The organism is Chitinophaga sp. YR627 (genome assembly GCF_900114995.1).
Classification (GTDB): Bacteria; Bacteroidota; Bacteroidia; order Chitinophagales; family Chitinophagaceae; genus Chitinophaga.
This window is the reverse complement of record NZ_FOUX01000004.1, coordinates 792,627-815,461: the sequence shown is the minus strand read 5'-3', so window position 1 is coordinate 815,461 and position 22,835 is coordinate 792,627. Positions and strand designations below refer to the sequence as shown.

General features: G+C 45.5%; 20 protein-coding genes. 10 read left to right on the top strand and 10 right to left on the bottom strand.

Going from position 1 to position 22,835, the window contains the following annotated elements; translation table 11 throughout:
• Positions 1–117 precede the first annotated feature (117 nt).
• The 5 genes from mrdA to BMZ72_RS23820 all read left to right on the top strand — a co-directional run bounded on the left by mrdA (position 118) and on the right by BMZ72_RS23820 (position 5,412).
• Positions 118–2,073 carry a penicillin-binding protein 2 gene (gene mrdA, locus BMZ72_RS23840; protein WP_089812197.1) on the top strand — a complete coding sequence of 652 codons (1,956 nt, stop codon included), beginning with the start codon at positions 118–120 and terminating at the stop codon, positions 2,071–2,073.
• Positions 2,074–2,079: 6 nt separating this feature from the next.
• Positions 2,080–3,369, top strand: coding sequence for a rod shape-determining protein RodA (gene rodA, locus BMZ72_RS23835; protein WP_012787867.1), 1,290 nt, complete (start codon positions 2,080–2,082; stop codon positions 3,367–3,369).
• A gap of 17 nt (positions 3,370–3,386) precedes the next feature.
• Positions 3,387–4,136: an MBL fold metallo-hydrolase gene (locus tag BMZ72_RS23830; protein ID WP_255373277.1), complete on the top strand. Its 750-nt coding sequence runs from the start codon at positions 3,387–3,389 to the stop codon at positions 4,134–4,136.
• Between the two features lie 5 nt (positions 4,137–4,141).
• Positions 4,142–5,002 (top strand): helix-turn-helix transcriptional regulator, encoded by an 861-nt coding sequence (locus tag BMZ72_RS23825; protein ID WP_089812196.1) that lies wholly within the window; start codon positions 4,142–4,144, stop codon positions 5,000–5,002.
• Positions 5,003–5,067: 65 nt separating this feature from the next.
• Positions 5,068–5,412, top strand: coding sequence for a nuclear transport factor 2 family protein (locus tag BMZ72_RS23820; protein WP_089812195.1), 345 nt, complete (start codon positions 5,068–5,070; stop codon positions 5,410–5,412).
• 72 nt (positions 5,413–5,484) lie between these two features.
• On the opposite strand, the gene BMZ72_RS23815 is transcribed toward BMZ72_RS23820, so the two are convergent.
• From BMZ72_RS23815 to BMZ72_RS23780, 8 genes are all read right to left on the bottom strand, one after another.
• A complete protein-coding gene (locus BMZ72_RS23815) occupies positions 5,485–5,967 on the bottom strand; it encodes a hypothetical protein (RefSeq protein ID WP_089812194.1) in 483 nt (160 codons plus the stop codon).
• Between the two features lies 1 nt (position 5,968).
• Complete coding sequence (locus tag BMZ72_RS23810) at positions 5,969–6,910, bottom strand: hypothetical protein (protein WP_089812193.1); 942 nt, start codon at positions 6,908–6,910, stop codon at positions 5,969–5,971.
• A gap of 103 nt (positions 6,911–7,013) precedes the next feature.
• The gene (locus tag BMZ72_RS23805) at positions 7,014–7,565 is read right to left on the bottom strand and encodes an RNA polymerase sigma factor (protein ID WP_012787861.1); all 552 of its coding nucleotides are present in this window, start codon (positions 7,563–7,565) and stop codon (positions 7,014–7,016) included.
• A gap of 77 nt (positions 7,566–7,642) precedes the next feature.
• A complete protein-coding gene (locus BMZ72_RS23800) occupies positions 7,643–8,605 on the bottom strand; it encodes a transketolase family protein (protein WP_089812192.1) in 963 nt (320 codons plus the stop codon).
• A gap of 45 nt (positions 8,606–8,650) precedes the next feature.
• On the bottom strand, positions 8,651–9,679 hold the full coding sequence (gene galE, locus BMZ72_RS23795; protein ID WP_012787859.1) for a UDP-glucose 4-epimerase GalE: 1,029 nt from the start codon (positions 9,677–9,679) through the stop codon (positions 8,651–8,653).
• Between the two features lie 146 nt (positions 9,680–9,825).
• Positions 9,826–10,695 (bottom strand): glucose-1-phosphate thymidylyltransferase RfbA, encoded by an 870-nt coding sequence (rfbA, locus tag BMZ72_RS23790; RefSeq protein ID WP_089812191.1) that lies wholly within the window; start codon positions 10,693–10,695, stop codon positions 9,826–9,828.
• A 185-nt stretch (positions 10,696–10,880) separates the two neighbouring features.
• The gene (locus BMZ72_RS23785) at positions 10,881–11,885 is read right to left on the bottom strand and encodes an inorganic phosphate transporter (RefSeq protein WP_089812190.1); all 1,005 of its coding nucleotides are present in this window, start codon (positions 11,883–11,885) and stop codon (positions 10,881–10,883) included.
• 51 nt (positions 11,886–11,936) lie between these two features.
• Positions 11,937–12,590, bottom strand: a complete 654-nt coding sequence (locus BMZ72_RS23780) for a DUF47 domain-containing protein (protein WP_012787856.1) — start codon at positions 12,588–12,590, stop codon at positions 11,937–11,939.
• Between the two features lie 250 nt (positions 12,591–12,840).
• Here BMZ72_RS23780 and BMZ72_RS23775 point away from each other — a divergent pair, with 250 nt between their 5' ends.
• The 4 genes from BMZ72_RS23775 (at position 12,841) to BMZ72_RS23760 (ending at position 18,779) form a co-directional block, all read left to right on the top strand.
• Positions 12,841–13,677, top strand: a complete 837-nt coding sequence (locus BMZ72_RS23775) for a UDP-2,3-diacylglucosamine diphosphatase (protein WP_089812189.1) — start codon at positions 12,841–12,843, stop codon at positions 13,675–13,677.
• A 150-nt stretch (positions 13,678–13,827) separates the two neighbouring features.
• Positions 13,828–14,238 carry a hypothetical protein gene (locus BMZ72_RS23770; protein WP_089812188.1) on the top strand — a complete coding sequence of 137 codons (411 nt, stop codon included), beginning with the start codon at positions 13,828–13,830 and terminating at the stop codon, positions 14,236–14,238.
• A 204-nt stretch (positions 14,239–14,442) separates the two neighbouring features.
• The gene (locus tag BMZ72_RS23765) at positions 14,443–17,271 is read left to right on the top strand and encodes a TonB-dependent receptor (protein ID WP_089812187.1); all 2,829 of its coding nucleotides are present in this window, start codon (positions 14,443–14,445) and stop codon (positions 17,269–17,271) included.
• Positions 17,272–17,360: 89 nt separating this feature from the next.
• Complete coding sequence (locus BMZ72_RS23760; protein ID WP_089812186.1) at positions 17,361–18,779, top strand: hypothetical protein; 1,419 nt, start codon at positions 17,361–17,363, stop codon at positions 18,777–18,779.
• A gap of 171 nt (positions 18,780–18,950) precedes the next feature.
• Here the strand turns inward: BMZ72_RS23760 and ppsA are convergent, their stop codons facing one another.
• Complete coding sequence (gene ppsA, locus BMZ72_RS23755) at positions 18,951–21,386, bottom strand: phosphoenolpyruvate synthase (RefSeq protein ID WP_089812185.1); 2,436 nt, start codon at positions 21,384–21,386, stop codon at positions 18,951–18,953.
• 177 nt (positions 21,387–21,563) lie between these two features.
• Here ppsA and BMZ72_RS23750 point away from each other — a divergent pair, with 177 nt between their 5' ends.
• Positions 21,564–22,082 carry an Lrp/AsnC family transcriptional regulator gene (locus BMZ72_RS23750; protein WP_089812184.1) on the top strand — a complete coding sequence of 173 codons (519 nt, stop codon included), beginning with the start codon at positions 21,564–21,566 and terminating at the stop codon, positions 22,080–22,082.
• Here BMZ72_RS23750 and BMZ72_RS23745 read toward each other — a convergent pair.
• Positions 22,079–22,564: a hypothetical protein gene (locus tag BMZ72_RS23745; protein ID WP_143087773.1), complete on the bottom strand. Its 486-nt coding sequence runs from the start codon at positions 22,562–22,564 to the stop codon at positions 22,079–22,081. The two genes, BMZ72_RS23750 and BMZ72_RS23745, sit on opposite strands and share 4 nt — an antisense overlap.
• Positions 22,565–22,835: the final 271 nt, after the last annotated feature.

Genomic DNA, 22,835 nt, shown 5'->3' with positions numbered 1-22,835 from the left:
GTAATATCTATCTTTAAGAAGGAATTGAAAGTCATATTATAAAGCAACAGGTCGCTTGCTTCATCTTTCTGCCAGACGGTGGGGGAGGCCGTGAAGTGGCCACATTATTCAGCGTAAATGTCTGTCTATAATCAGCCCAGGAAAAGAGTAATTCAGTTTATCATCCTTGGAATGGTGATCTTAATCATTACAAGGTTGTTCTTTCTGCAGATTGTCGAGAAGAAATACTCCAAGCTGGCGGATGCGAATGCGGTACTCCGCAAGGTCGTTTATCCCAGCCGTGGTATTATCTACGACCGTAAAGGCAGAAGTATCCTCAGCAATGACGCCATGTATGACCTTGTCGTAACGCCGATCAGCGTTAAAAATATCGACACGACCTACATGTGCCAGATTCTCCGCATCGACAAAGAGGAGTTCAGAAAACGTATCACTACCGCAATCATTAAAAACGGCAGTCGCCGTGTTTCCATATTCTATCCCCTGCTGCCGCCCGAAATGTTCGGCCGTCTGCAGGAAAGTATGTACATGTTCCAGCCCGGATTCGAGCTGGTGCAACGTCAGATCCGCTCCTACCCTTTCAACGCCGCTGCCAATATCCTCGGTTACATCGGGGAGGTATCGCCGCAGATGCTGCAGAAAGCAGCATACAGCGCCTATAACCAGGGTGATTATCTGGGTATGACCGGTCTGGAAAGAACATACGAAAGTGTGCTGATGGGACAACGTGGTATTCAGTACCTCGTAAAAGATAACCTGAACCGTCCGCAGGGACCTTATGAAAAAGGGGAATTCGATACTGCGGCTATCGCCGGTAAGAACCTCCGCCTGGCCCTCGACGTAGACCTGCAGGTACTCGGTGAGCATCTCATGCGTAACAAGATCGGTAGTGTCGTGGCAATTGACCCGCGCACCGGTGGTATCCTGACCATGGTAAGTGCGCCTACCTTTGACCCGAACCTGCTGACCGGCTCTTATCGTGCCCGTAACTTCAGCCGCCTCTTCTCCGATACAACTAAACCGCTTTTCAACCGTGCTATCCAGGCCGGATACCCACCGGGATCGTCTATGAAACCGCTGACGGCACTGATCGCACTGGATGAAGGTGTTATTACGCCAAGCTTCGGCTTCCCCTGTGGTGGCGCATATACCTATTGCGGCCGTCCTATCGCCTGTACGCACCATAATGCGGGACACGCAGCGAACCTGCGCCTGGCGATCGCCAACTCCTGTAACGCCTACTTCGTACACCTCTACCGTATGGAAGTAGATGCAGCGAAATGGGGTGGCGTGAAAAAAGGACACCAGCACTGGCATGACTATATCTCCTCTTTCGGTCTGGGACATAAACTGGGTATTGACATCCCGGGTGAATCAGGTGGTAAAGCGATCGATACAGCCGGTATGAACAGACTGTATCATAATCAGTGGAATTCCTGCTCTGAGCTGTATGTGGGTATGGGACAGGGACAGGTAGTCGCTACGCCGCTTCAGATGGCGAATGCAATGTGTATCATTGCGAACAAAGGTTTCTATTATCTGCCGCATTTCGTGGATAAGATCGATAATGATGACACCGAACTGCTGACGAAATTCAGAGAGAAACACGTTGTGGCCAAGATCTCTGACTCTTCCTATATGCCGGTGATCTATGGTATGCAGGATGTGGTGGAAAGAGGTACCGGTATGATCGCGAAGATCGAAGGTGAGATCGTATGTGGTAAAACAGGTACGGCGGAGAACAACGCGATCGTAAACGGTAAACTGACCAAACTGAAAAACCACTCCGTATTCGTTGCTTTCGCACCGAGAGATAATCCGAAGATCGCTGTTGCAGTGATCGTGGAGAACGCCGGTTTTGGTAGTACCTACGCTGCACCTATCGCGAGTCTGATCATGGAGAAATACCTGCATGATACGATCTCTGTGAAGCGTAAGCCACAAATGAAAACACTGCTGGAATACAATACACTGGATCCCGTGGTACGGGAAAAATCCAAGCTTGACTCATTGAACGGAGCCAGCGCTAAAATGACACCTGATCAGATACTTAAACTTTATTTCCGGGATTAATCAGTTATGAACCGTCGGCAGCAAATAAAATTGACAGAAGGTATTGACTGGCCTATCATGGGCCTCTACCTGGGGATCGTAACCGTGGGACTGTTATCGATCTTCGCAGCTGAGTACAGGGAAGGTGATAACATCTGGAATGATATCATCCACCTGAATAAAAACTATTCCCGCCAGCTCATGTGGCTGGGTGTATCTGCAGTACTGGCGACCATAATATGGCTGACAGACAGTAAATTCTTCACGGCTACAGCCAACCTGCTGTATGCCGGAGGTATTCTGCTCCTGTTGCTGGTATTGGGTATTGGTAAAGACGTAAAAGGGTCGCATTCGTGGCTGGTGATAGGAGGTTTTCAGTTCCAGCCCGCCGAATTGACCAAGCTTTGTACGAATCTGGCCCTGGCCAAGTATCTGTCCTCTCTTGAAACTGATTTTACAAAACTCCGTTCCAGGCTGATCGCCGTATCCCTGGCACTCATCCCCTGCGCCATCATTATCCTGCAATCTGAAACGGGACTGGCGCTGGTATATTTCTCCTTCTTCCTGGTGATGTACAGGGAAGGTCTGCCGGGTGTATTACTGGTGATCGCTTTCTCGGGTATCGTACTGGTACTCTCGGCCCTGTTAGTCGATAAGAATATCCTCTTTATCATATTCTCGGTCATTACCGTGCTGGTGATCTATTTCAGCCGGCGCGAGATCAAGCGTAACCGTTCCAGACTGGTCGTCATACTGGGTATATGGGCTTTCTGTTCCGTATTTGTGATGTTTGTGGTGCCTTTCGCCTTTACCAAAGTGCTGAAGGACTACCAGGTACGCCGTATTGAGGTAATGCTCGGAAAAGAGAACGATCCCAAGGCGACCTATAACACCCGTCAAAGTATGATCGCCATCGGTTCCGGTGGTGTGATCGGAAAGGGATATCTGAAAGGAACGCAAACACGCTACGACTTCGTTCCTGAACAAAGTACTGACTTCATTTTCTGCACCGTAGGTGAAGATTTCGGATTCCTGGGGTCTATTATATTTATCGGCCTGTATGTGGCGCTGCTCTTACGGATCATTTTCGTGGCGGAGCGACAGCGATCGACATTCAGCCGTGTATACGCCTATGGGGTGGCCAGTATCATATTCTTCCATATGGCCATTAATATTTCCATGACCATCGGTCTGGCGCCGGTAATCGGTATCCCATTGCCACTGGTGAGTTATGGGGGATCTTCCCTTATGACGTTCACGATGCTCATTTTCATCATGCTCCGTTTGGATGCTGACAGACAGATGGTATTACGATAGTTGCCTATCTTTGCAGAATGGCACGTATTATACCACTATCAGAAGGGGCATTTACAGTAGACGCGACGAAGAAGTTCATACCGTACGATCTGCAAAAAGATAACATGCAGCAGCGCGCCGGCGGTTCGTTGCTGGTAGAGATCCAGCCGTTTCTGGTCATTACTGACCAGGACTATATCCTGCTGGATGCAGGATTAGGCTATCGTAATCCGGATGGCGTGATGCAGATACATCAGCATCTGATCGATAATGGTGTGAATCCGATGGAGATCACCAAAGTGCTGATGAGCCATCTCCATAAGGATCATTCCGGGGGAATCTCTATTGTAGATCCGCTGACCGGGGAGCGCAACCTGACTTTCCCACAGGCGACCTACTATGTGAATGCAGATGAAATGCAATATGCACTGGACAACGATGGTAAGTCTTATCATGCAGAAGATGTGCGTATCCTCCAGCAGCGCGACAATGTAGTCTTTACCCAGGGAGACGGTACGATTGACGGCTATATTTCCTACGAAGTAACCGGTGGTCACTGTCCTTATCACCAGACATTCCTTATAGATACCGGCGACGAGAAGATCTTTTTCGGAGGTGATGAAGCGCCACAGGTGTCTTATATGAAACGTCGTTTTGCCGCTAAGTATGATTATGATGGCAAACGCGGAATGGAATTGCGCGAGCAGTTCAAAGAGCGGGGCATCCGCGATGGCTGGACTTTCCTGTATTATCACGATACCAAAGTGCCTTACGGCAAATTTCAATAGTCTTTATGTATACGCTGTACGAGAACCTGCGGTTTACCGGCCATGACCGGATAGATACCTGGCAGCAGGGTACGCACAGCTGGGCCGCGTACAGCGTATACACACAAAAGGCGCATCACGAAGTATATACCCCTCACACTATTCTGAACCTGATCGTCCGCGGACAGAAAAGGATGTATGACGGCCGTGTTATACATCAGTTGCAGGCCGGCGATGTTTTTATCATTCCTGCCGGTTCGCTGCTCTGTTCCGAAATACCCGGACAACGGTATGGCTATGAGAGTATCAATATTGAACTGCCAGACGCCGTGATCGGTAATTATTCCCTCCCGCAAATTTCCACCCCTCTCACCCCTGTTGGCGCGATACAGTTAGCTACTACCCATGCATGGCAGCAGCTGAAAAATGAGCTTTTGCAACAATTTACAGTGGCTGAGTATATACACAGAAGACCATCTCAGCCGGAGATCGCAGTAACGGCATTATCCCTCATGGGGCAAACAGTACAGGGGCAATCCGTCATCCGGATGTTACAGGCAGCAACAGCCGTTCAGCCATCCACCATGCATACCCTCGGACAGGAGTTATCCCATATGGGAGAGCTGGAGGAGATGGCCCGTCATGCCTGTATGAGCAAGGCTACCCTGAAAAGACGTTTCCGGCAACTGTATGATGTGGCGCCGATGAACTGGATCTGGGAGAAAAGGCTGGAACAGGCAGCTTTTCTGCTACGTACCCAGTCCGATCCGATTGCGGATATTGCTTACCGTGCAGGTTTTGAAAACATCTCTCACTTCTACCGTTTGTTCAGAAATGCCTTCGGAATGACGCCGGCAGTGTGGCGGAAGTACACTTTCCCAATTTGAGCTTTTCAGCAAATCCTACCCGATCCGGGTGCATTATATTGTATACCTCATCAAATCTGATCAATATGAATGATTTTGCCCGGGAGTGGCTGCATGCCTGGAATACCCATGACCTGGAGGCGATAATGACGCATTATGCTCCAGATATCGTCTTTTATTCTCCCTTTATCCAGCAGATAAACAATGATCCTACAGGGTGTATCAGGGGAAAGGAGGCGTTGAAGGCCTACTTTAAACGTGGACTTGATGCGTATCCGGAACTGTATTTTGAGCCTTACCATGTACTGGATGGGGTACATTCAGTAGTGATCTATTATAAGAGCGTAAAGGAGATGCTGTCTACGGAGATGATGGTATTGAATGAGGATGGGAAGGTATGCGAGGTGAGGGCACATTACACAGCCGCCTGATTCTAATTAATAAAAAAAGCCCGATCCGGCAGGATCAGGGCTTTTTTATATTTTAAAGCATTGCATCAGTTGTCAGGGGCGGCCTCTTCTGGCGCCGCCAAGCCCGTTCACATTTCTCATCTGCCGTTCTTTCATGGCGCGGATCAATGTGTTCCGGAACTCTCTTTCGGATCTGAATACATTACCAGCTTTGGTGGCGGGTAATACTTTCTGGAATTCCTGGTTATAATGTGTTTTGATATCGAGCATACGGCGTTCATACCCCAGTTCTTTCTGATCGGCAGGCGGCGTATTAGATGCCTTCGGACCATTGGTGGTATGTTTACGGCGTTCAGCGATGAGTATCTCTACTTCCTTTGTGTATTGATTATATAGTGGCCAGAATTTCTGTGCTTCTTCCGGGGTAAGGTCCAGTTTCTGTGACAGGTAGGCGATTTCAGCAGCGCGGATGCGGTCCTTCATCTGATCGTCAGCACCCTGCTGCGCAAGGATGGCAGAAGGTAGGCAAAACAATGAGAGGACAATAAATATAAAAAGTGTGTAAAAATGTTTCATCTCAATTGTCTGTTAGGCTTTCTTTTAACAAACCAGTGTTATCTAAATAGTGTTCGATGGCTTCTGCCGGTAGCTCGTCTACTTCCGGGATCTCGTAACTTTCTTCAGCGGCAGGCGCGTAGGTCGCCAATTCTTCCTTATCGAAAGCGTCTGTGTGGGCCTGTAGGTATTCCATGATCTCCTGGTCACTGACATTGGCCAGGGCATTGTCTATTATATTGGCAGAATGGTTATTCTCTCTGACAAAGAGCAGCGTACTGACACTCACCAGGGCTATCAGACTGGCCGCAACGGCCCATTTGATATACCGGCGGGTGTGCATTTTCCGGATAACGGTTGCAGGTGCCGGAGCGGAAGGCTGTTCAGATATAACAGTTGCAGGTTTAGTAGCGGATGCTGCGACGGCAGCCATTACTTCGGTGCTCAATTGAGCAAAATAGCCTTCAGGTACAGACAGCGGCATGTTTTTAGGGATGCCGACAAGTAAAGTTGACAGTGCAGCCAGTTCTTCCCGGGCTTCAGATGCATGTATCTGCTGCAGGAGCTGTGCAGGTAACTGATCGAAGTAGCCGGCAGGGGCTGTCATGGGGAACGCCTTTGGCAGGTCTGCCAATATGGAAGGCTCATCATCGGAAGCCATTACACTATCTGAAATACCGGTAATGTTTTCGCTGATATTGAGCAGTATGTTTTGCGATAATTGGTTGAAATAGTCCTGAGGTACTGACAGGGGAACGGACTTAGGCATAGCTGACAGTAGCGGAGAGAGCGTTTCCAGCTCCTCTTTCACTTCCGTAGCATATACTTTCTGCAGGATCTGACCTGGCAGCTGATCGAAGTATCCGGTGGGTACCTTTCCGGGGAAAGGCTTGATACCGGGCCATTCAGCGTCAGGGATGATCTCCCGCAGTTCGTTCGCAATATCGTTGTCTCTGGATATCATACAGCTTTTTAGACAGCAGAAGAGAGCAATAGTTTAAAAAAGTTGTGGTTTCGTCTCTAAAAAATTGTGATTCACCTCTTAAAAGTACGAAGATGTCGCATTTTCAGCTATTTCGAATGAACTCTTCGATCTTTTTTACGGCGTGATGGTAGGATGCTTTGAGTGCGCCTTCTGAGGTGTCGAGGACACGGCTCATTTCTTCATAGGGCATTTCATCATAATACCTCAGATTGAATACAATCCTTTGTTTTTCAGGCAGTCCCAGAATCGCCTTTTGCAGTTTCCATTCCAGTTTATTAGGGTCGAACTGGGCATCTGCTTTCAGCGTATTACTAAGACCAGTTTCTACATCTGACAGTGAAACTGAGTTATTTTTCTTTTGTTTCTCCAGGAAGGTGAGGCATTCATTCGTGGCTATCTTGTATAGCCAGGTATAAAGTTGTGCATCTTCGCGGAACCCTTCCAGGTTTTTCCAGACTTTTACAAATACATTCTGCAATACATCATTGGCGTCATCATGGTCGAGTACCAGTCGTCTGATATGCCAGTAAAGGCGTTCCTGGTATTTCTGGATGATATACGTGAAGCCCTTTTCCCTTGTGGCAGGGTCACGGTATATTGCCAATAATGCCTTATCATCCTGAGGTATGCTCATTCTTAGGTTAAATGGTTTAAATAAAAAAAACCATCATTATGATGGCTTTTTTTACATAAAGTTTAATCCGAAACAGATTATTTCTTCTTTCTTGCGATTGCTCTTTCAGCAGCAGCAACGATATGCTCTGTATCCAGACCGTATTTTTTCAGCAGATCCAGTGGTTTACCACTTTCACCAAAAGTATCGTTAGTACCTACGTATTCGATAGGAATTGGATTGTGACGTGCAGCTACCTGTGCGATGCTGTCACCGAGGCCACCCAGTACGTTGTGTTCTTCGGATGTTACGGCACAACCGGTTTTCTGGATAGAACGCAGTACTGCTTCTTCATCCAGTGGTTTAATAGTATGTATGTTGATGATTTCAACGCTGTAGCCTTTTTCTTCCAGGATCTTACCAGCTTCGACAGATAACCATACCATGTGACCGCATGCAAACAGGGTGATATCTGTTCCTTCGTGCAGTACCTGGGCTTTACCTACTTCGAATTGCTGATCTTCCGGCGTGAAGTTTGGCCATTTTGGACGACCGAAGCGCAGGTAAACCGGACCTTCATAGTCAGCGATAGCGATGGTTGCAGCTTTGGTCTGGTTGAAATCGCATGGAACGATCACAGTCATACCTGGCAGCATTTTCATCATACCGATATCTTCGAGAATCTGGTGGGTAGCACCATCTTCACCGAGGGTCAGACCAGCGTGGGATGCACAGATCTTTACGTTCTTGTTGGAATAGGCAACTGACTGACGGATCTGGTCGTATACACGGCCTGTAGAAAAGTTAGCGAATGTGGTTGTATAAGGGATCTTACCACCGATGGTCATACCGGCAGCAATACCGATCATATTTGCTTCTGCGATACCAACCTGTACAAAGCGGTCAGGAAACTCCTTAATAAAGGCATTCAGTTTCATCGAACCCAACAGGTCGGCGGTCAGTGCTACTACATTCGGATTTTTACGCCCAGCTTCCAATATACCTTCTCCAAAGCCTGCGCGTGTCTCTTTCTCATTTAACGGTTTAATATCTTTTACCATAGCCTTTTATTAAGAATTGAGTCATAAATGTAAGAAATAAACTTTTTAATTGCTAAGTACCCGGTCCCTTAAGGCAACTTCCCATTGCCATGCGGTGCGCATCATATCTTCGATGCCAGTGCTGGCTACCCAGCCGAGTTCTTCCTTGGCTTTGGTATTATTGGCATAGATGGCGATAACGTCACCTGGACGGCGGGGTCCCAGTTCGTAGTTCAGTTTTACACCTGATATTTTTTCAAATGCCTTGATTGCTTCCAGAACGGTAACACCGTTACCGGTACCAAGGTTGAAAACCTCGCAATTATCCTTGTTCTTTTTAGCCAGGAGGTATTGCAGGGCTTTTGTATGGGCATTGGCGATATCCATTACGTGGATGTAGTCACGGATGCAGGAACCATCGCGTGTATCGTAGTCGTGGCCGAATACGGTCAGTTTAGGTAATTTCCCGATGGCAGTCTGGGTGATAAACGGAACCAGGTTATCAGGACGACCGATCGGTAATTCTCCTATCAGGCCGGACGGGTGAGCACCTACCGGATTAAAATAACGCAGCAGGATGGACTGGGTGTCATTCACCTTACTATAATCCCGGATCATCTGTTCGCCCATCTGTTTGGTGCGCGCATATGGAGATTGCGCTTCCAGCAGCGGAGAGGTTTCTACAACCGGCAGTTCAGTGGCATTGCCATAAACGGAGCAGGAGGAGGAGAAAACCAGGTTGGGAATGTTAAACTCTTTCACGCATTTCAGGATGTTCACCAGCGATGCGAGGTTGTTGTGGAAATAAAATAACGGATCAGCTACAGATTCGGGCACCGTTTTCAGTGCTGCGAAGTGGATTACTCCAACGATGTCCCTGTTTTCGTGAAATACTGCGTGTGTGTCTTCCAGGTTGCAAAGATCTACCTTGTAGTTGCGGATTTTTTTGCCTGTGATTTTTTCTACGCCATCCAGCAGCTGAGTGGTGCTGCGTATGTTACTGTCTACCGATACTACGTCAAAGCCATTGTTAATCAGATCTACGATAGTGTGAGAGCCTATATATCCACAACCACCGGTAACTAGAACCTTCATATGTCTTGATTTTATTTATTTTTTTCAGGATTAAGTACAATCAGATGTCTGAAAATATGCCCAATGATGAAACACAAATAGTGAATTGAATGCTATGTTACGAATGTACGTTTCCAGATCGATAATTCGTAGCCCATCTCCGATTATCAGAGTTTATGTTCAATAATTTTCTCCAGGTACTGGCCATAACCGCTTTTCAGCAATGGTTTAGCGAGTGCCTGCAGCTGCTCAAGGGAGATGAATCCCTGTCTGTAGGCGATTTCTTCGATACAGGCTATTTTAATACCCTGACGTTGTTCTATTACCTGTACAAACTGAGAAGCCTGCATCATGGAGTCGAAGGTACCGGTATCGAGCCAGGCGGTGCCACGTGGAAGAATGGACACTTTTAGTTTACCGCGCTGCAGGTATTCTTTATTAACATCTGTGATCTCATACTCACCACGTGGACTGGGTTCCAGGTTAGCGGCGATTTCGATCACTTCATTATCATAGAAATAAAGACCAGGAACCGCGTAACTACTCTTTGGCTGTTGCGGTTTTTCCTCTATGGAAACGGCCTGCATTTTATCATTGAACTCTACTACGCCATAACGTTCCGGATCGGAGACCTGGTAAGCATAGACGATACCGCCATCAGGAGTGACGTTATTGGCCAGCTGGGTACCAAGACCAGCGCCATAGAATATATTATCACCCAGTACGAGGGCTACATTATCCTTACCGATGAATTCACGGCCGATGACAAATGCCTGTGCCAGTCCGTTAGGTTGAGGCTGTTCCGCATATTCAAGACGCAGGCCCAGCTGGGAACCATCTCCGAAGAGACGCTGAAAGGCTGGCAGATCATGGGGGGTGGAAATAATAAGGATCTCTCTTATACCCGCGAGCATCAGTGTCGATAGTGGATAGTAAATCATTGGTTTATCATATACCGGCATGATTTGCTTGCTGATGGCATAGGTAATGGGGTGCAGACGAGTTCCGGAGCCTCCGGCCAGTATGATACCTTTCATAGCATTTATTATAATAATGAATAATTGAACTAGGTCTTTCAAAAAGCCCTACAAAAATAGGGGCCTCCGCGATAAAAAAAAGGAAAAACTAAAAAAGGAAAGGGTATAAAGAGAAAGCCCTCCGGCCATTTCATCACAGGATGAGGATGCCGGAGGGCTGATTATATTGCGTATGAGCGCTTTGTTTAGATAAAGAGGTCTGCTATAAAGTATACAACAGCAGCCAGTAGTGCACTGATAGGAATGGTCAGTATCCATGCCCAGAGGAGGCTTACTGTTACACCCCAGCGTACCGCAGAGAGGCGTTTCGTAGCACCCACCCCGATAATAGAACCGGTAATAGTGTGGGTGGTACTTACAGGAATACCCAGTGATTCTGTGAGATAAAGCGTTACTGCACCCGCAGTTTCCGCAGCCACACCTTCCAGTGGTGTTACCTTGGTGATACGGGACCCCATGGTTTTAACGATCTTCCAGCCACCACTCATGGTACCCAGACCGATTGCGATAAAACAGGATAATGGTACCCAGTTCGGAACGTCGGCTATATTATCAATAGTACCATGTGCTACCAGGGCAGCTGCGATGATACCCATTACTTTCTGCGCGTCGTTACCACCATGGGCAAGGCTCAATGCACCGGAAGAAACCAGCTGCAGACGTTTGAACCAGTTCTCCGCCCTATACGGGTTTGCCCTGCGGCATACGTTCATAATTATAATGGTAATTATGAAGGCAACGGCCATACCTATGAATGGCGCCAGGGCGATAAAGTAGATGATCGGCATTACTTTGGCGTAGTTGATCACCGCAAAAGAACCGTGCGCGGCTGCAACGGCAGCGCCGACAAAACCGCCGATCAGTGTGTGGGAAGAGCTGGAAGGTATACCATACCACCAGGTCAGCAGGTTCCAAACGATCGCAGCGATCAGGCCACACAAGATAACTTTCAGTGTAATAAACTGCTCAAATACAGATTTCGCGATAGTGTTACCTACCTTGAACTCGCCATAAACATATTTGGAGATAAAGAAGGCTGCAAAGTTGAAAACTGCTGCCCAAAGTACGGCCTGGAAGGGCGTCAGTACTTTTGTCGATACTATGGTCGCAATTGAGTTAGCCGCATCATGAAAACCGTTTATATAGTCGAAAATAAACGCCAGAATGATGATCGTGACAAGTAAGGTCATTAGAATGAAATTTGCATTAAAGAAGCTGGCTGAATATGTATAACCAATTGATTATGCATATTTTATTATGATCGACTCTATCACATTGGCGCAATCCTCACATTTGTCGGTCGCGATTTCCAATGCCTGATACAGTTCACGCATTTTCAGCAGTTCTCCTGCATTATTAGATTCTTTTTCAAAGAGATCAGCGATGGCCATGTCGTAGATGTCATCTGCGTGGTTCTCCAGACTGTTGATCCTTACGCATGCGTCCGTAATATTACGCATGTTAGACATGGTACGCAGTTCCGGGATCGCTTTATGCAGTTCCAGGGTACCCTGATAGATCAGATCTGCCAGTTTACGTACACTATCATTGATTTCGTGCACTTTATACAGGTCCAGCCTTTTTGCAGATCCATGAATGTAGTCAGCCACATCGTCCAGCGTTGCTGCCAGATGGTGAATATCTTCGCGGTCAAAAGGAGTAATGAAGTTCTGTCCCAGTTCAACAAAAATACGATGGGTGAAATCATCGTTTTTGTGCTCCAGTCGCTCAATAAGATGGGTTTTGTCTTTACGTACAGCCATATCTGTGGAGGATACCAGCTCTACGAGCACTTTACCCATTTCTACCAGATTAGCCGCAACGTCTTCAAATAATGAATAGAAAACCCTGTCTTTCGGTATAAATAACTTTACAAAGGAATTGAAGCCTCCCATACTCTTTGTTTGAAAATTTGGCGCAAAAATAGCTTTCCGCGGGCAATACCGCCAAGAAAAAATTATCCTTAATGATTCCTTAACACTGGATTAATATAAAAGTAATATAGCAATTTTTTCTTTGTATTGTAAAAAAAGACTGCGTGATTGTGGGGTTAACCCGCAATGGCAGTGCTTTTAAGCGAACTATACTATATTATAAACTAAACCTAACAACTGTCCGGTTTCTTCGGTTCAATTCTTAAAAAAAATGTCTGATAAGCGCCCTCTTGATATTGTAGTCATATCTGATGTTCATCTTGGCATCTACGGCTGCCACGCGAAAGAATTAGTCCAGTACCTGGACAGTATCGATCCTAAGATATTGGTACTGAATGGAGATATCATTGATATCTGGCAATTTAGCAAGCGTTATTTCCCTAAAGCCCATACCAAAGTGATCCGCCGCATCCTGAAAATGACCGGAAAAGGGACTGAAGTATACTATCTGACAGGAAATCATGATGAGGCATTACGCAAATTTGCCGGTTTTGGACTGGGTAACCTGACCATTGATAATAAACTGATTCTGGAGGTAGATGGGAAAAAACATTGGTTTTTCCATGGAGACGTATACGACGTGACCATGAAAAACTCAAAATGGCTGGCTAAACTGGGTGGAAAGGGCTATGATCTGCTGATTATCATCAACAGATTGGTTAATAATATCTTAGAGAGAATGGGCAAGGAAAAGATGAGCTTTTCCAAGAAGGTGAAACATGGTGTGAAACAAGCTGTTAAGTTTATTTCAGATTTTGAACAGGTAGTAGCTGAGATTGCCGTTGATAAGGGATTTGATGTGGTATGCTGCGGGCATATACACCAGCCGATTATCAAGGATATGCAGCACAATGGTAAGAGCGTGACCTATCTGAATTCCGGTGACTGGGTGGAAAGTCTCACCTCGCTGGAATATACCAATGGTCAGTGGAGCCTCTATCAGTATCCCGTGTCAAAAGCGCGCGTTGTATTACCAGAAGAGGAAGAAGATGGCTCAGCCATGCCCTGGGAGGATATTTCCAAGGTCATCAGCTTCCCGCAACAATAAGACATATATAAGTAGTTGTTATTTAACATTTATTTATGATATAATAACAACTGCTTAATATTCACTTAATACAGGCCCACTAAGTTTGCATTATTCTTTAATAGTCCAAACGTTAAGTGACCGACTGGTAATGCTAACACATATAGTAAGATGAAAGTATTGAAGTTACATCCTTTAATGACAGTCTCCCTATTACAGATGCAGTTTCAGCGACTGCTCGCCTGTAATATAGCCGTATATATGCGTAACTCCCCGGCTAACGCATTTGATACCCTGCAGGAAGCCGGTTTCCCTGAGCAGATGCTGATCGAATTTCCAATCGATGAAACATTGAGTCTGCGTGAATTCGAAGAGGAACTGGAAGACAAATTCAATTTTACCCTGGAGCTTTGTAATAAGGATAACAAACCTTTTACCAATAAAAGTATGCACCTGTTTCAGCTGATCTCTACCCTGAATGACAGTATGAAATTCAATTCAGAGTACAGCGCACAACTGGACATTACACTGGAAAGATTATTGAATAATAATCATCAGGGACCGCAGCAAATAGCCTGCTGACCAATGTTCTAGCATTACCATATCCCTATCCTGATTATACCTTATTATCTATCCTATGCGCCTACACTCTCCTGAATGTGTTAACTATTTTTTAATTATTCCTTAACAATTAACATTCTCGTAACCTTGCTGTAACACTGCGGTAACACGCCCGTGATAGTTTTGCGTCAGTAATTCAATCAAGTCACTGAATCAGCTTATATCGTGAAACATTCTCTTGCGTCTGCACTGTTATGTGTGTGCCTCCTTTTGAGTTCCTTCCTTTCAGCCTTTGCCATTGATAATGGTAAAGTTACAGGTAAAGTAACCGATCAGAAAACCGGTGAAGCCCTTATCGGGGTAACCGTAATTGTACAAGGTACATCTACGGGTGCGGTTACTGACGTCGAAGGCCGTTATACTTTAAACATCGCTCCTGGTACTTACACCCTGGAGTTTAAATATATGGGTTACCAGACCAAAGCCGTTAGCGAGGTTATCGTGAAGGCTGGTGCTCCTACCCAGCTTCCTATCATTATGGATGAACCTAAATCCAAAGAACTGCAGGAAGTGGTGATCAGAGGGTCCTTTAAACAGGAAACCATTAACGCACTGTATACCGCACAGAAAAACAATGCGGCAGTATCTGATGGTATCTCTGGTGATGTGATCAAGAAATCTCCTGACCGTAGTACCGGTGAAGTATTGAAACGTGTGAGTGGTACTACTATTCAGGATAACAAATTCGTAATCGTACGTGGTCTGAGCGACCGTTATAACACTGCATTGGTTGATAACGCTGTACTCCCAAGTACAGAACCTAACCGTAAAGCCTTCTCTTTCGATATTATCCCTTCTAACATGATCGATAATATCACCATCACAAAATCTGCTACTCCTGAACTGCCAGGTGATTTCGCAGGTGGTGTGATCAACGTACAAACCAAGGAAATTCCAGACCAGCATTTCTTCGATATCTCTGTAGGTACAGGTTTTAATACTGCTTCTACTTTTAAATCATTCAAATCTGGTTATAAAAGCAGCACTGACTTCCTGGGTTTTGATGGTGGACGTCAACTGCCTTCTTCTTTCCCTACCACTACTTCTATTGTAAATAATCAGCTGACGATGGATCAGCAGAAAACAGCCATTAAATCTTTAAATAACGATTTCAGTATTAAAGAGAAAAATGGTTTACCTGCTGTGAATTTGCAAGCTACCCTGGGTAATCACTGGAATACCAAAAAAGATGGTAGCCTTGGTATGATCGCTGCAGTTACCTACAACCACCAGGAAACTGTTCAACGAGATGTACTGCGTCGTTATGACAACTTCGATTACATTGATAACGTTTATAAATACTCTTCTAACCTGGGTGCAGTACTGAACTTCGGTTACTCATCAGGAAAGAGCAAGTTTGTATGGAAGAACCTGTACAACAAGATCTTCGACGACAACTTCCTGTATCGTGAAGGCGATAACCTGGGAAGCAACAAATACATCAACTACTACGCTTTTGACCTGGTACAGAAATCCCTGTTCAAAACTGCACTGGAAGGAGAACACCAGGTAGGTCAGGGTCAGAGCAAAATCAACTGGTTGCTCTCTTACAATAAAGTAACCAACAATCAGCCTGACCAACGTAAGGTATCTTACGGTAAAAACCTGGGTGATGAAACGGCGATAATGACTGCGGATGTTGGTACTGTAGGTAAAGCAAACAACCGTCTGTTCTCTAACCTGGATGAAAATATCTACATCGCAAGCGCAAACTATTCACATCCTTTCCGTTTCCTGAACAACAAGAGCACACTGAAAGTGGGGGGGCTGTTCCAGTACCGTAGCAGAGATTTCTATGCTCGTTATCTGGGTCTGAAACTGGATCCGCTGAAAGATGGTAATACAGAAATCGCACAGCGTCCTATTTCCTCTCTGTTTGGTAATGATGCTATTGATAACGGTTACTACACATTGGACGATATCACCTCTTCTGTTGATGAATACAGAGCCACTACTACTACCGGTGCTGGTTATGCACAGCTGGATAACAGACTGTCTGACAAATTCCGCCTGGTATGGGGTGTGAGAGTAGAATCTTTCAGCCTGAATCTGAAAGCGCCAATCGACAACCCGACTGTGAAAGTTGATCATAGCTGGATCGATGTACTGCCTTCTGCTAACCTGACTTATTCACTGAGCGAAAAATCAAATCTGCGTGGTTCTTACTACAGAACAGTGGCGAGACCTGAACTGCGTGAGCTGGCTCCATTATCTTACTATGACTACGAAATGTCATCCCTGATCAATGGTAACCCAAGACTGTTACGTAGCCAGATCGACAACGCAGATATCCGTTACGAACTGTTCCCTAATGCAGGTGAGATCTTCTCCGGATCTGTATTCTACAAACACTTCAAAAACCCGATTGAAAGCAGAGTAACTTCTTCTGGTCTGAGCCAGTATGACGTAACTCCTTACAACTATCCAAGTGCATATAACATCGGTGTGGAAGTGGAACTGCGTAAGAAGCTGAGTTTCCTGGGCGAAAGCAGCGTGTTGAAAAACACGACTTTCTATGCAAACGTTGCTTACATCAAATCTGTAGTGGATGACAACTCTATCGTAAATGCGAAAGAAAGACCACTGTCTGGTCAGTCTAACTACGTGATCAACACCAGCCTTTCTTATACACTGCCAAATGATAAACTGAGCTTTAATCTGTTGTACAACAGAATTGGTCAGCGGCTGTATCTGGTAGGTGAAGGTGGTGGAGCTGATGGTTCCGGTAAACTGGGTAACATCTTCGAAAGTCCGCGTAACCTGCTTGACTTCCAGGCTAACATGAACATCAGCAAACGCAGCAGCTTCCGTCTGAATGTGAAAGATATCCTGAACGCGAAATACCGCTTCTACTATGACCAGAACGGTAACAACAAGTTCGATAATCCTGTATATAAGAGAGGAACTATCAACTCCGGTGAAGACTACGTTTTACAGCAGTACCGTCCGGGTTCAACTATCTCTCTGACTTACAGCTTCCATCTGTCTAAATAATATAAAGTCTTAATATAACCGTAACATATCCGTAACATACACATCATAGTGCGGGTATATTTTTGAAATCTAAACAATTGAAACATTCCATGAAAAGGTATTTTTTATTATTCGCCACAGCATTGTCATTGGGCGTTTTGTCTTCCTGCTCTGATGATAAAGATAACAATGTGACGCCTCCGCCTACAAGTGGTGACGATGTGGTAGTTCTGAAAGGTGATATCAGCGCTAACCAGACGCTGACTGCTGACAAAAAATATTTACTCGACGGTTTCGTATATGTTAAAAGTGGTGTTACCCTGACTATCCAGCCTGGTACTGTTATCATGGGTGATAAAGCAGACAAAGGTACCCTGGTAGTTACACGTGGTGGTAAGATCATGGCAGAAGGTACTGCTGAAAAGCCAATTATCTTCACTTCTTCTCAGGCAGTTAATGCTCGTTCACAGGGTGACTGGGGTGGTGTGATCATCCTGGGTAAAGGTAAAGTAAATGCTGCTGGTGGTGAGGCTAAGATCGAAGGTGGTCTGGTTCCAACTGCAGGTGGTAACGACAAAGATTATATCTACTACGGTGGTACTGATGATGCTGATAACTCTGGTGTACTGAAATATGTACGTATCGAGTTCGCTGGTATCGCTTATTCTCCGGATAACGAAATCAACGGTCTGACTATGGGCGGCGTTGGTAGCGGTACTAAAATCTCTTACGTACAGGTTTACCGTTCCGGTGACGATGCGTTCGAATGGTTTGGTGGTTCTGTAAACTGTGATCACCTGGTTGCTACTTACACATGGGATGATGACTTCGATACTGATAACGGTTTCTCCGGTAAAATTCAGTTCGGTCTGGCTCACCGTTACAAAGCTATCGCTGACGTATCCGGTTCTAACGGTTTCGAATCAGATAATGATGCAAACGGTTCTGTAAACACTCCACAGACTAAAGCATACTTCTCTAACATGACTATCGTTGGTCCAATCGTAGCAGGTAACTCTACTTCCGGTATCAACGCTAACTTCCAGCACGGTGCTCAGATTCGTCGTAACTCTTCTATGAGTCTGATCAACTCAGTAATCGTAGGTTTCCCAATCGGTGTATATATCGACGATTCTAAAGTTGCCAGCCACAAAACTTCTCAGAACGCTTCTGAAGGTTCACTGGTATTCAAAAACAACATCATCGCTGGTGCTGTAACTGTTTCTAAAAGCGAGTGGAGCGCACTGGATGCTGCTGCATGGACTACATGGTGGACAGCTACCAACACAACTGTTGTAACTAAAGCTGAAGATATCCTGCTGGATAATCCAAACTTGTTCTCTGCTGGTGTCGGTGCATCTGCTGGTACTCCTAGCTTCCTGCTGAAAGCTACTTCTCCTGCAGTAAATGGTGGTGTTATTCCAGAAGGTCTGGGTTTCACAAATGTAACTTACCGTGGTGCATTTGATGCTACTACTGACTGGACTAAAGGCTGGACTAACTGGTCTGCTGAGTCTACTAAATACTAATAGTTGCCATAAGATAACTGTTTAAAAATAGAAAGGGAATATCATTTGATACTCCCTTTTTTTGGGTGATATGACCTCTAAATTTCTTGTGTACGTACCATAAACTGGTTGCGGCACGATAAAGTTAAAAACAGCGGACGCAATAAGCTCCGCTGTTTTCTTTATATATTGTCAATAAGGGACCTGTTCTTTAAGGTGTAAGACCGTTTCTGCTTCATGGATCGCTTTCACCGTTTTGGTCAAAGCATCCGGGGTGACAGAAATACTGTCAATGCCCTGTTCTACGAGGAACTTTGTGAAGTCCGGGAAGTCAGAAGGTCCTTGTCCGCAGATGCCTACTTTCACGTGTTGCTTCTTAGCTGTATTGATCAACATACTTATCATTCTCAGCACCGCCGGATTACGTTCATTATAAAGATTCGCAATCAGTGAAGAGTCGCGGTCAAGTCCTAATGTCAGTTGCGTCAGGTCATTGGACCCGATGGAAAAACCATCAATATGTGCGGCAAATTCTTCTGCCATGATGATATTAGAAGGTATTTCCGCCATCAGATAGACTTCAAGACCATTTTCTCCTCTCTCAAGACCGTATTGCTTCATGGTATCCAGTACTTTCAGCAATTCTTCCACTGTTCTGCAGAAAGGGATCATGACGACTACATTCTCCAGCCCCATTTCTTCCCTTACCTTTTTGATGGCTTTGCATTCAAGTGCAAAGGCTGCGCTATACTTCTCAGAATAATACCTGGACGCGCCTCTCCAGCCGATCATCGGATTCTCTTCTTCCGGTTCGAAATATTTTCCACCCAGCAGGTTGTAGTATTCGTTGCTCTTGAAATCAGAGAAACGCACGATCACTTTTCCCGGATGAAATGCAGCGGCAATCTTTGCAATGCCATAGGCCAGCTTTTGTACGAAGTAGGCTTCTTCATTTTCATAACCTCTGATCAGTTGTGTGATCTCAGCGGTCAGTGCCGCATCATGCAGTTCTTTATGATGCAATAATGCAAGCGGGTGTATTTTAATATAATTGTTGATGATGAATTCTTCCCTGGCGAGTCCGACGCCCTTGTTGGGCAAATGCGAATATTGAAATGCCATTGAAGGAGAGGCGACATTCAGCATCAGTGAAGTACTGATCTCTGGCAGTTCCCGCAGATCAAGCGAGGTTTCTTTGAAGGGCACAATGCCTTCATAGATGATACCTTCATCTCCTTCAGCACAGCTGATCGTAATATCCTGACCGGAACTGAGCAGCTCAGTGGCATTACCACATCCTACGATGGCAGGAATACCCATTTCCCGGGCTACAATAGCAGCATGACAGGTACGTCCGCCTTTATTGGTCACAATAGCTGCCGCCATTTTCATGATAGGCTCCCAGTCGGGATCTGTCATATCAGTAACGAGTACGTCGCCGGGTTTGAATTCGGAACCTTCGGTAATACGTTTGTCCAGGGAGAAGAGGATATTGACTTTTCCGGATGCGATCTTATCTCCTACAGCGATTCCTTTTAAAAGCGGTGTCGCTTTTTGTTCCATACTATAGGAGGTGATCGTGTGATGTTCTTTCTGTGAGTGAATGGTTTCGGGGCGGGCCTGTACGATGAATAATTCGTTGCTGAGCCCATCTAAGGCCCATTCTATATCCATCGGACACCATTTTCCTTTGAGCTGCGAATAGTATTCTTCTATTTTGCATACCCATTCGGAAAGTTGCAGGATCTGATTATCGCGTAGAGAGAATCTTTGCTGACTAGCTTTATCGAGTGGGATGATCTTGGTGCGCTGGTCATTACTTTCACCATATACCATCATCTTATCTTTCATACCCAGGCGCTTTTCAATGATCGGTGCGTGATGACCGTTGAGCGCAGGTTTGAATACGATGAATTCATCAGGAGATATGGCTCCCTGTACGACCATTTCTCCGAGACCGAAGGCCCCGTTGATGACAACGACATCTTTGAAACCGGATTCTGTATCCAGTGAAAATGCCACGCCTGCTGCACCAAGGTCTGAGCGGACCATCTTTTGTATACAAACGGATAGGCCTATACTGAAATGGTCATATCCGAAGTTTTGACGGTAGCTGATAGCCCTGTCGGTGAAGAGAGAAGCGAAGCAGTTACGTACTGCATCGATCAGTGCAGCCGGTCCTCTGACATTCAGGTAGGTTTCCTGCTGTCCAGCAAAAGAGGCGTCCGGAAGGTCTTCTGCAGTAGCGGAAGAACGGACCGCTACGTCTGTGATGTCCTGACCATATTCTCTGGAGAGTTCCATGTAGGCGCTGATGATCTCGGCGCTGAGCTCATGTGGGAATTTGGTATTACTGATTGCCTGGCGGATACGTTGTCCCGCGCGTCTCAGGGTTACCAGTGAGGTGAAATCAATACCAGCGATCTGTTCCTGGATATAATCTTCCAGACCACTCTGACGCAGAAACTGATAATAGGCTGTAGTGGTGATAGCGAAGCCGGAGGGAATGTTAATACCTGCTTTGGTGAGGTTGGCAATCATTTCTCCAAGTGAGGCGCACTTACCACCTACGATAGGGATATCCTCCAGGCATAATGCCTGAAGAGGAATTACAATTCGTGTTTCCATTGAAGAGATTAGTTTTGGTGTATGACAAAGTTGGCGTCGGGATAAAGGTCATCATTATTGTAACTAGAAATACAGAAGCGGGAAGAAGGCGAAAACAAATCTATAATGAGTTGTTAATCATGATTTTTTTTCAGGTACAGCGGCTGAATCTGCGTAATTTTAGTAAAATATTCCCCAATGCATTTCACGTTAGATGAAACCGACCTGCACATACTGGACCTGTTACAGGAAGACGCGCGTCTTACCAACAAGGAGATAGCCGCCAGACTGGGAAAATCAGTAACCTCCATATTTGAACGTGTGAAACGGCTTGAATGTGAAGGTTATATCAAGGGCTATGTAGCTATCCTGGATAAAAAGCGCATGGGAAAACAGGTAACAGCTTTTGCAAATATTACACTTAAAGAGCATGGGCATGATATCTTCCAGCAGTTTGAGGCTAAGATCAATACCTTTCCGGAGGTGATGGAGTGTTATAAGATCAATGGTCCGTACGATTATCTGCTCAAGGTAATGGTAGCTGATCTGGAGGAGTATGAGTTGTTTATTACGAACAAACTTTCACGGCTGGATGCTGTCAGCAGGATTAACAGTCTTTTTGTAATAGCGGAGCCTAAACATGAAACTGCCCTGTCTTTGACCACAGGGCAGATTATTAAAACATCAAAGCATGGTAAAAGGGAAGAAGGACTTTAGTTAGCCGAAGAGGTAATAAGTCTCTTATAACGGCTACTGCTATAGCCTGTCGCACACCATAAGAACCACCAGTCCAGACGGAAAGTATCTGCTGACAGCGATTCAATTTTGAATTCGGTGACAACATCGGGCGAGGACAGTACCAGTTTGTGCCCCGTCTGATAACTGCTATCACCGGCTGCAACATATTCGAATTTGTAGGTGCCCTCCTCGCGAAAATTAAATGCAGGTCTTTCCATAGAGAAGGTGCCATCCTCTCTGAACGTGTAAAATATCTTGTCTTCGTCCATTACACCATGCCACTGTCTTGTCGAGTCCAGAAATGGAAGAAAGGCATCCAGTTCCCAGATACCCGCAATACCAGGCGGCGCCGGACAAACGGGCTGGGGTTCATCCTGGGCGTTATTTTTAGTACAGGCAGTCATACACAGCACGGAACATACTATGCTACACAGCAATAAGGCTTTAGAGATTAGTTTCATGTAGGGGAATTTTACGTTAAAGCGGTCAGCCGGCTGTGAAAGTTACATCCTGGAAAAACTTAACATTAGAAATTATCAAAGTTAATATTAGGGTAACACTCCCTTAACACACGCTATATATTTTTGGAAACATGCGAACATATAAGGAAACCTATTACTATAAACACCCTTATTGTTGCCTATAACAAGCTTGTATGAATAATTTTCTATCTGCTTCTCCTGTCATTTTACCTATGTCTATGTCCGGGAATAAGTAAGAAATTAAACAGGC